A 9,077-nucleotide genomic window follows, 5' to 3' on the forward strand; every position below is an offset into this window, starting at 1 on the left:
CGCCAGGGCGAGCCCCCTCCACCATGCTTCGCATGGTCCCCCTCCCCCAGTGGGGGAGGATTTAGGCGCTCACGCCGAGAACTGCTCCACCAGCACCCGCTCCTCGTAGGTGCGGCCGGCGTCGAACAGCATGACCAGCGAGATGTTGCGCTGCTCGGCGACGGTGACGCGGGCGACGTCGCGGACCTCGAAGTTGTCGGCCACCGCGCTGACCGGGCGCTTGTCGGCCTCCAGCACGTCGAAGGTCACCTGGGCGGTGTGGGGCAGGAGCGCGCCGCGCCAGCGGCGGGGGCGGAAGGCGCTGATCGGCGTCAGGGCCAAAAGCGAGGCGCCCAGCGGGATGATCGGGCCGTGGGCGGAGAGGTTGTAGGCGGTCGAGCCGGCCGGGGTGGCGACCAGGCAGCCGTCGCAGGACAGCTCCTCCAGCCGCACCTTGTCGTCGACCGAGATGCTCAGCTTGGCGGTCTGGCGCGTCTGGCGCAGCAGCGACACCTCGTTGATGGCCAGCGCGCGGCGGGTCTCGCCGTGGATGGTGTGGGCGTCCATGGCCAGCGGGTGGATGACCGTCTGCTCGGCGGCGTTGATCCGCTCCAGCAGGCCGTCCTCGGCATAGTCGTTCATCAGGAAGCCGACCGAGCCGCGGTTCATGCCGAAGATCGGCCGCCCGTCGGCCAGGTGCCGGTGCAGGGTCTCCAGCATGAAGCCGTCGCCGCCCAGCGCGACCACCACCTCGGCCTGGGCCTCGGGCGTGTCGCCATAGATCGCGGCCAGCCGCTCGCGCGCTTCCTGGGCCTCGGGCCGGTCGGCGGCGGTGAAGGCGAGGCGCCGGATCAGGGTGTGCGGCGGATGCATGAAGCCAGTTGCAGCTGCGCCGGGCCGTTCTGTCAAATCCGTTCGACGACCATCCGGAAGGCGTCGGCGGCCTCCCTCGGCGCGAGGGAGAAGGCCGCGGCCGTGCGCTTGCCGGCGTCGACGGCGCCGCCGGGACGGCCGGCGTTCAGGCTCATGACGCGGGCCAGGATGTCGGGGAACACCACCCGGTCGATGCCGACGGCGGCGCAGGCCAGGGCCAGCGGCTCGGCGGTGCGGGCGCGCAGCGCCGCGCGCACGTCGGAGGCGTCGAATTCGCCGAGCGTGGCCAGGGCCTGCACGAACAGGCCCAGCTGGCCTTCCTTCAGCACGCGCACCAGGTAGCCGGGGCGCAGCTGGCCGGCGGCCTGCAGCTTGGCGACCAGGCGGGCCTCGGACTGCGCGTCCTCGACGGGCGCGGCGCGCGGCGCCCCGCCGATCGCCGCCTGAACGGCGTCGTTGAGGGCGCTGTCGAACACGGTCACGTCGATGCGGAAGCGCGAGACGATCGCCTGGCGCAGCGCCTGGCCGACCCAGGCGTAGAGCTGTTCGGCCAGCTGGCGGGTCAGGCGCGGGTGGCGGGCCAGGGGCGAGCGCAGGGCGGCGATGCGGCGCGAGGCGTCGACCAGGCGCGCCAGGCTGTCGTCGGTGGTGGCGGCGGTGTCGTTGGCGGCCAGGGCGACCAGGGCCTCGGGGCCGGCGTGGTCGATCAGGGCGTCGACCACGCTCTCGCCGATGAACGGCCGGCGGGCGACTTCGATCTGGTGCTCGAGGGTGGCCTCGACCACGACGCGCACCAGGGCGGCGTCGTCCAGCAGCGGGCTGGCGGCGATGATCGGGCGGGCGATGTCGATTTCGTCCAGGGCCAGGACGTGGATCAGGCCGCGCGGAGCCCAGTCGACCCGGCCCAGGCGCTCGGCCAGCGCGCGGCGGATGTCGCGCTCGGCGTCGACCACCAGGGTCATGAACACGTCGCCCAGCAGGGCCTGGATCTCGGGGCGGCCGGCTTCGGGCGCGCCGTCGCACAGGTCGGCGATGGCCAGCAGCAGCCGCTCGCGGTCCCCCGCCTGGCGGCTCTGCGCCAGTAGAAGCAGGCTTTCCGTCTTAACCGCCGCCGACACGCACGTTCCCCGCTTCTGAGAGCGTTCGGACCATCGCCGTCGTTAATGAAAACAGCCTTAACGACCGCTCAATCTTGACGCTGATCACTTACGGCGCGACGGTCCCCGCCAACGAGAGAAGAGTACCGAGGAGACGACCATGGCGGACGGCGCGCAGACCTCCCTGAAGGGGCGGGTGAGCGAGGCGGAGTGGAAGACCCGCGTCGAGCTGGCGGCGCTGTACCGGCTGGTCGCCCTGCACGGCTGGGACGACGCCATCTTCACCCACATCTCCGCCCGCGTGCCGGGGCCGGAGAAGCACTTCCTGATCAATCCGTACGGCTGGTTCTTCGGCGAGATGACCGCCTCGTGCCTGGTCAAGGTCGACCTGGAGGGCAACGTCGTCCAGGAGACCACCAGCTTCATCAATCCGGCGGGCTTCACCATCCACTCGGCCGTGCACGCCGCGCGCGAGGACGCCCACTACGTCATGCACCTGCACTCCGACCAGGGCGTGGCGGTGGCGGCCATGAAGGACGGCCTGCTGCCCCTGACCCAGCACGCCCTGCTGGTGCGCCCGCAACTGGCCTATCACGACTACGAGGGCATCGCGCTTAACCTGGAGGAGCGCGAGCGCATCGTCGCCGACCTGGGCGACAAGAAGCTGATGCTGCTGCGCAACCACGGCACGCTGTCGGCCGGCGCGACCGCGGCGGAGGCGTGGCTGGGCATGTTCTTCCTGGAGCGCGCCTGCGCCCAGCAGGTGATGGCCCTGGCGGCCGGCCGCGACGGCGTGCTGACCGCGCCGGAAGCGGCCCAGGAAGAGGTCAAGCAGGTCGGCGGCATGGGCATGGGCTTCATCTCCGGCCTGGCCTGGCCGGGCTTCCTGCGCCGGCTGGACCGCGAGCTGCCGGGCTACGACGCGTAAGCGCCGCGTCCGGCTTCGCCACATCCCCTGAAGCGCGGTCCGAAAGACTCCGGACCCCGCTCCCGAGCCCCCGCGCGCGGGCGTGGCCCTTCGACGCAAGGCGCGGAGCCCGTTTTGGGAGCGTGCGGGGCGCCGCGCGAGATTTCTGCGACGGATTCCCAACAGTAGGTCGTTAAAACTCACCGGGGAGGGGCGATCCGTTTTGCGGAACGCCCTTTTTCCGTATAGCGCAGGCGTGATCGTCGGCGCCTCGACGACGCCCGACTCCGCAGGTAGTTGGGACGTCATCAATCGGTAACGGTCCGTCGGCACACGGGGACCGACGCGTTAAGACGGGCGATCAAACGCCTATGGCTACGGGGAGTGGGCCGGCCTTGTTTAAGCGACACTTTTTCCTGGTCGCGGCGATCGCCGTCGTACTGACGATGGGCGTGGCGGGCGGCATGAAGCTCGCCTTCGGGCGCGACAAGGGCCCGGGCGGTCCGGGCGGCGGCGGCGGCGGCGGCCGCGGCGCCCAGGTCACCCAGTACGTCGTGGCGCCGCGTCCGTTCGTGGATCGCGTCGAAGTTCTGGGCCAGGCCAAGGCGCGTGAGTCGATCACCGTCACCGCGCCGACCGCCGACCTGATCGCCGCCGTGCACTTCCGTCCGGGCCAGTCGGTTCAGAAGGGCGCCGTGCTGGTCGAGCTGGTCACCCGCCAGCAGGACGCCGACGTCATGCAGGCCCAGGCCACCGCCGACCTGGCCGAGTCCGAATACAAGCGCTGGCAGACCCTGGCCGACAAGGGCATCGCGCCCCGCGCCACGGCCGAGCAGCGCAAGGCCGAATGGCAGCGCGCCAAGGCCGCCGTCGTCGCCCAGAACTCCCGCAAGCTGGACCGCGTGATCCGCGCGCCGTTCGCCGGCACCGTGGGCCTGTCCGACACCGCGCCGGGCATGCTGGTCAGCCCCGGCACCCCGATCGTCACCCTCGACGACCTCAGCGTGATCAAGGTCGATTTCCAGGTGCCGGAACGCTACCTGCCGATCCTGCAGGTCGGCGCGCCGATCCAGGCGACCGCCGACGCCCTGCCGGGCGTGACCCTGAACGGCCGCGTGGCGGTGCTGGACACCCGCGTCGACCCGGCCACCCGCGCGCTGACCGCGCGCGCCGAATTCTCCAACGCCGACGGCCGCATCAAGCCGGGCATGCTGATCCGGGTCGGCCTCGACCACGGCTCGCGCACAGCCCTGGCCGCGCCGGAATCGGCCGTGCAGTTCGAAGCCGACACCGCCTTCGTCATGAAGATCACGCCGCAGGGCGAGAAGACCGTGGCCCAGCGCCTGGTCGTGCTGCCGGGCTCGCGTGAGGGCGGCTTCATCGAGATCCGCGACGGCCTGACAGCCGGCGACAAGATCGTCGCCGACGGCCTGAACCGGGTGCAGCCCAACCAGCCCGTGCGCCTGGCCGGCGCGAAGGGCGGCGAAGGCGGCGGCCACGGCGGCGGCAAAGGCTCCAAGCAGGGCGCGGCTCGATGACCCTTTCGGACCTGTCCGTCCGACGTCCGGTGTTCGCCGCGGTCGCGGCGATCATCCTCTGCGTGGTCGGCCTGGCGGCGTTCTTCATGCTGCCGGTGCGCGAACTGCCCGACATCGACCCGCCGATCGTGTCGATCACCACCAGCTACACCGGCGCCTCCGCCGAGGTGATCGAGAACCGCATCACCGAGGTGATCGAGCGGCAGGTGGCCGGCATCCAGGGGGTGCAGCGGATCACCTCGTCCTCGCGCGACGGCCGCTCCAACATCTCGCTCGAGTTCTCGCTCGACCGCAACATCGACGACGCCGCCAACGACGTGCGCGACAGCGTCTCTCGCGTGGTGCGCAGCCTTCCCGAGCAGGCCGACCCGCCGGAAGTGGCCAAGGCCGACGCCGACGCCTCGCCGGTGATCATCCTCAGCTTCGCGTCGGACAAGATGAGCCGGCTGGAGCTGACCGACTACGCCGAGCGCTATCTGGTCGAACGCTTCTCCACCGTGCCGGGCGCCGGCCAGGTGCGGGTGTTCGGCGACCAGACCTACGCCATGCGCATCTGGCTGGACGCCGACCAGCTGGCCGCCCGCGGCCTGACCGTGCAGGACGTCGAAACCGCCCTGAACAGCCAGAACGCCGAGCTGCCGGCCGGCTATCTGGAAGGCCAGGACAAGGACTTCACCATCCGCGTGGCGCGCAGCTACGGCACGCCGCAGGACTTCGCCCAGCTGCCGATCGGCAAGCCGGGCGCGAACGGCTACGTCACCCGCCTGGGCGACGTCGCCCGCGTCGAGGAGGCCGCCTCCGAGCGCCGCCGCCTGTTCCGCTCCAACGGCCTGGACCAGGTCGGCATCGGCATCACCCGCCAGTCCCAGGCCAACGACCTGGAGATCTCCAAGGGCGTGCGCGAGGCCATGGAGCAGGTCCGGCCGGGCCTGCCGGCGGGCACCAAGCTGGAAGTCATCGTCGACAACTCCAGCTTCACCTCCGAGGCCATCAAGGAGGTGTGGATCACCATCGGCATCTCGCTGGCCCTGGTCGGCCTGGTGAACTTCATCTTCCTGGGGACGCTGCGCGCGGCCATCGTGCCGACCATCGTCGCCCCGATCTGTCTGCTGGCGACCTTCATCGTGCTGGCCCCGCTGGGCTTCTCGCTGAACCTGCTGACCCTGCTGGGCCTGGTGCTGGCCGTGGGCCTTGTGGTCGACGACGCCATCGTGGTGGTCGAGAACATCCAGCGCCGGGTGGACGAGGGCGAGCCCGCCCCCGTTGCAGCGCAACGGGGTGCGAAACAGGTGTTCTTCGCCGTCGTCGCCACCACCATGGTGCTGATCGCGGTGTTCGCGCCGCTGCTGTTCCTGCCCGGCTACATCGGCCGTCTGTTCGTCGAGCTGGCGGCGGCCATCGCCGCGGCCGTGGCCTTCTCCGCCTTCCTGGCGCTCAGCCTGTCGCCCATGCTGGCGTCCAAGCTGCTGCGTCCGGCCCACGGCGAGGGCTTCATCGCCCGCCACGTCGACCGCGCCATGGACGCCCTGCGCGACTCCTACCGCAACTCGCTGGACGCCCTGCTGGGCAAGAAGTCGGCGGCCGTGGCCGTCGGCGGCCTGACCCTGGTCGCCGCCCTGTCGGCGGCGGGCCTGTTCTTCGCCCTGCCGCAGGAGCTGGTGCCGCCGGAAGACCGCGGCCGGGTGGACGTGCGCCTGCAGGGCCCCGAGGGCGCCGGCTACGACTACATGGTCAAGCAGGCCAACCAGCTGGAGAAGGCGCTGGCCAAGGAAGTCGGCCACGGCGGTCCGGCCGAGCGCTACATGATCAGCCTGCCGGGCTTCGGCGGCGCCACCTTCAACGGCGGCAGCGGCGTGCTGGTGCTGAACGAGATGGCCGACCGCTCCGAGTCCGCCGACGAGATCGCCGCGCGCCTGAACAAGAGCCTGTCGGGCATCACCGGCGCGCGCGTGATCGCCTCCGTGCGAGGCCCGTTCCAGCGCGGCGGCGGTGGCGGCGGGGGCGGCGGCGCCAACGTCGACTTCATCGCGGTCGGCACCGACTACGACGAACTGCAGCGCTGGATGCAGCCCATCCTGCAGGCGGCCAACGACAATCCGGGCCTGGTGCGTCCGCGCCTCGACTACGAGCCGAACGCGCCGCGCCTGCTGGTCGACATCGACCGCGAGAAGGCGGCCGCGCTGGGCGTCTCCTCGACCGACATCGGCCGTGCGCTGGAGACCATGTTCGGCTCGCGCCGGGCCACGACCTACATCAAGGGCGGCCAGGAGTACGACGTGCGCCTGCAGACCGACCTGGAGCAGCGCCGCGGGGTCGAGGACCTGAACTCGCTGTACGTGCGCTCCGCTTCAGGCCAGCTGGTGCCGCTGGCCTCGGTGGTGAAGACCGAGCTGAAGGGCGACACGCCCGACCGCAAGCGTCTGGACCGCCTGCGCGCCATCACCCTGACCGCCGAGCTGCAGCCCGGCTACACGGTCAAGGACGCGGTCAGCTTCTTCCAGGCCGAGGCGACCAAGCAGCCGGCCGGCCCGTCCGTCCGCTGGGGCGGCCAGGCCCGCGACCTGCTGGAAGCCGGCGGCGCCGTCGGCGTGGCCTTCGGCCTGGCCCTGCTGCTGGTCTTCCTGGTGCTGGCGGCCCAGTTCGAAAGCTGGATCAACCCGGCGATCATCATGCTGACCGTGCCGCTGGCGGCGCTGGGCGGGCTGTTCGGCCTGCTGATGGCCGGCTCCAGCCTGAACATCTACAGCCAGATCGGCCTGATCATCCTGATCGGCATCGCCGCCAAGAACGGCATCCTGATCGTGGAGTTCTCAAACCAGCTCCGCGACGAGGGCCGCTCCGTGCGCGAGGCGGTGATCGAGGCCAGCTCGCTTCGTCTGCGCCCGATCATCATGACCTCGATCGCCACCGCCTTCGGCGCCCTGCCGCTGGTGCTGTGGGAAGGGGCCGGCGCGGCCAGCCGCCAGACCATCGGCGTGGTGATCTTCACCGGCGCGATCTTCGCGACCCTGCTGACCCTGTTCGTGGTGCCGATGTTCTACAACCTGCTCGCGCGCTTCACGAAGTCGCCCGAGCACACCGCCCGCGCGATCGAGGCCTGGGAAGAGGGCGAAAAGGTCGCCAACGACCGGCTGGAAGAAGCGGCGGAGTAGTGACCTGCGCGGGGCCGGCCTGACGGCCGGCTCCGACGCATCGCTTCGGTAGAGATCGAAGCGCCTCTTGGGGGCTTAGGCATTCAAACGCTTGTCGTCGCGAAGTACTCGCCGTGGAAAATCGGCGTGTTCGCTTTCCTCCCGTTCGGCCTCATGTATGGCGCGCTCATCTACGGCTCGATCGCGCGGTACGGCGGGCTCCTCGAGGCGGTAGCCGGCAGTGGGCGGACGGGCGGGATGCTCGCCGCCGCGTTGATGGGCTTTCCCTTCGTCCTGCTGTGGCTGGCAGGTCTGGCGCTCCGCCTCCTGTCTGGCCGCAAGGCGGTTCTCATCAGAAGCGGGAGCCTTGTGTTCGCGGGCCAATGGCGCGTGCCGTTGGGCGAGATCCAGTCCGTCCAGGATCAATTGAGCAAGGCCACCCCTTGGGAAGGCGGTCGCGACGTGATCGTCGAGCTCCGGTCCGGACGGCGCCGGACGATCTCGACGGCGCTACTGGAGGGCGACGCGCGCTATCTGGCCGGTGAGATCACCGCGGCGATCACGGCGGCCTTGTAGTCCGGCGCGCCGGTAACCGCGCGCTCCGCTGGAGCCCCCCACGGCGGCTTCGCCGCCTGCTCCCCCCAGCGCTTCGCTCGGGGGGAGATCAAAACGGCAAAGGGCCCGAGCCGGCGGGGAGGAAACCGCGGATCGGACCCCAGGCCGCGCGTTACGCGGCGTCTCCCGGTCGGGACGGGAGACCTCAGCCGGGCCGGTGGCCCGTTTCGGTCATCAGGTAGGCGATCAGGTCGGTGCGGTCCTTGGCGTCGTGCACGCCGGCGAAGGACATCTTGGTGCCGGGCAGGAAGTGCTTCGGGTCGGACAGCCAGCCGTCCAGGTGCTGGGCGTCCCAGGTGAAGCTGGCGGCCTTCACCGCGTCGGAATAGTTGTAGTCGGCCTTCGAGCCGGCCTTGCGGCCGAACACGCCGTAGAGGTTCGGGCCGGTCATGTTCGGGCCGCCCTCGGTCAGGCTGTGGCAGGAGCGGCAGCGGGCGAACACGCGCTTGCCGTTGGCCAGGTCGGCGGTGTTGTACGGGGCCGGGAAGGTGGCCAGCACCTTGGCCTGGTCTTCGGTCGGCGGGACCGGGATCGGCGCCGCCGAGGGGGCGGGCGCTTCGGCCGCCGGGGCCTCGGCCGTCTTCTCCTGCTTGGGGCCGCAGGCGGCCAGCGTCAGGGCGGCGGAGGCGGCGAGGACGAGAAGGGCGGGGCGGCGCATGGGCGGTCTCCTGTCGGCGGTTCGTCGAGCGTCGCTATACCGCCGTTCGATCCTCATGGCACGCCGTCCGGCGCGGATTGCAAGCTGTCGGTCTTCCTCGGGCTAGCTGAAAAAAAAGACGCCGGTCGGGGGCGAACGTCCCGACCGGCGGGCCAGGGTGGAGGAAGAACTTAGGCTCAGCGCCCGCGGCGGGGCTTGGCGGGCGGCTCGTCCGAGCGGACCGAGGCCTGGACGACCGGCGGCGCGGCGGCGGCGACGCGGCGCGGCGCGCCCGGTTGC

7 protein-coding genes are annotated in these 9,077 nt (G+C 71.1%); 4 read left to right on the forward strand and 3 right to left on the reverse strand.

All coding sequences use genetic code 11. The features are described from left to right. Positions 1-69: 69 nt before the first annotated feature. A complete protein-coding gene (locus tag G3573_RS17520) occupies positions 70-852 on the reverse strand; it encodes an NAD kinase (protein WP_163262972.1) in 783 nt (260 codons plus the stop codon). A 32-nt stretch (positions 853-884) separates the two neighbouring features. Next, positions 885-1,970 (reverse strand): DUF2336 domain-containing protein, encoded by a 1,086-nt coding sequence (locus G3573_RS17525; protein WP_163262974.1) that lies wholly within the window; start codon positions 1,968-1,970, stop codon positions 885-887. Positions 1,971-2,109: 139 nt separating this feature from the next. On the opposite strand from G3573_RS17525, the gene G3573_RS17530 reads away from it, so the two are divergent. The 4 genes from G3573_RS17530 (at position 2,110) to G3573_RS17545 (ending at position 8,101) form a co-directional block, all read left to right on the forward strand. Next, a complete protein-coding gene (locus G3573_RS17530) occupies positions 2,110-2,877 on the forward strand; it encodes a class II aldolase/adducin family protein (RefSeq protein ID WP_163262977.1) in 768 nt (255 codons plus the stop codon). Positions 2,878-3,251: 374 nt separating this feature from the next. After that, entirely contained in the window at positions 3,252-4,394 is a 1,143-nt protein-coding gene (locus tag G3573_RS17535; protein ID WP_163262979.1) for an efflux RND transporter periplasmic adaptor subunit, read from the forward strand. Beyond that, entirely contained in the window at positions 4,391-7,546 is a 3,156-nt protein-coding gene (locus G3573_RS17540; protein ID WP_163262981.1) for an efflux RND transporter permease subunit, read from the forward strand. The genes G3573_RS17535 and G3573_RS17540 overlap by 4 nt, the downstream gene beginning before the upstream one ends. 126 nt (positions 7,547-7,672) lie before the next feature. Then, positions 7,673-8,101, forward strand: a complete 429-nt coding sequence (locus tag G3573_RS17545) for a hypothetical protein (RefSeq protein ID WP_163262983.1) — start codon at positions 7,673-7,675, stop codon at positions 8,099-8,101. Positions 8,102-8,285: 184 nt separating this feature from the next. On the opposite strand, the gene G3573_RS17550 is transcribed toward G3573_RS17545, so the two are convergent. Further along, complete coding sequence (locus tag G3573_RS17550; protein WP_163262985.1) at positions 8,286-8,798, reverse strand: cytochrome c family protein; 513 nt, start codon at positions 8,796-8,798, stop codon at positions 8,286-8,288. Between the last annotated feature and the right edge of the window lie 279 nt (positions 8,799-9,077).

The organism is Caulobacter sp. 17J65-9 (assembly GCF_010975005.1).
Taxonomy (GTDB): domain Bacteria; phylum Pseudomonadota; class Alphaproteobacteria; order Caulobacterales; family Caulobacteraceae; genus 17J80-11.

What these genes read in the sequence shown, in the direction of transcription:
- G3573_RS17520 (WP_163262972.1), bottom strand. Translation starts at nt 852, where the DNA reads ATGCATCCGCCGCACACCCTGATCCGGCGCCTCGCCTTCACCGCCGCC.
- G3573_RS17550 (WP_163262985.1), bottom strand. Translation starts at nt 8,798, where the DNA reads ATGCGCCGCCCCGCCCTTCTCGTCCTCGCCGCCTCCGCCGCCCTGACG.
- G3573_RS17530 (WP_163262977.1), top strand. Translation starts at nt 2,110, where the DNA reads ATGGCGGACGGCGCGCAGACCTCCCTGAAGGGGCGGGTGAGCGAGGCG.
- G3573_RS17540 (WP_163262981.1), top strand. Translation starts at nt 4,391, where the DNA reads ATGACCCTTTCGGACCTGTCCGTCCGACGTCCGGTGTTCGCCGCGGTC.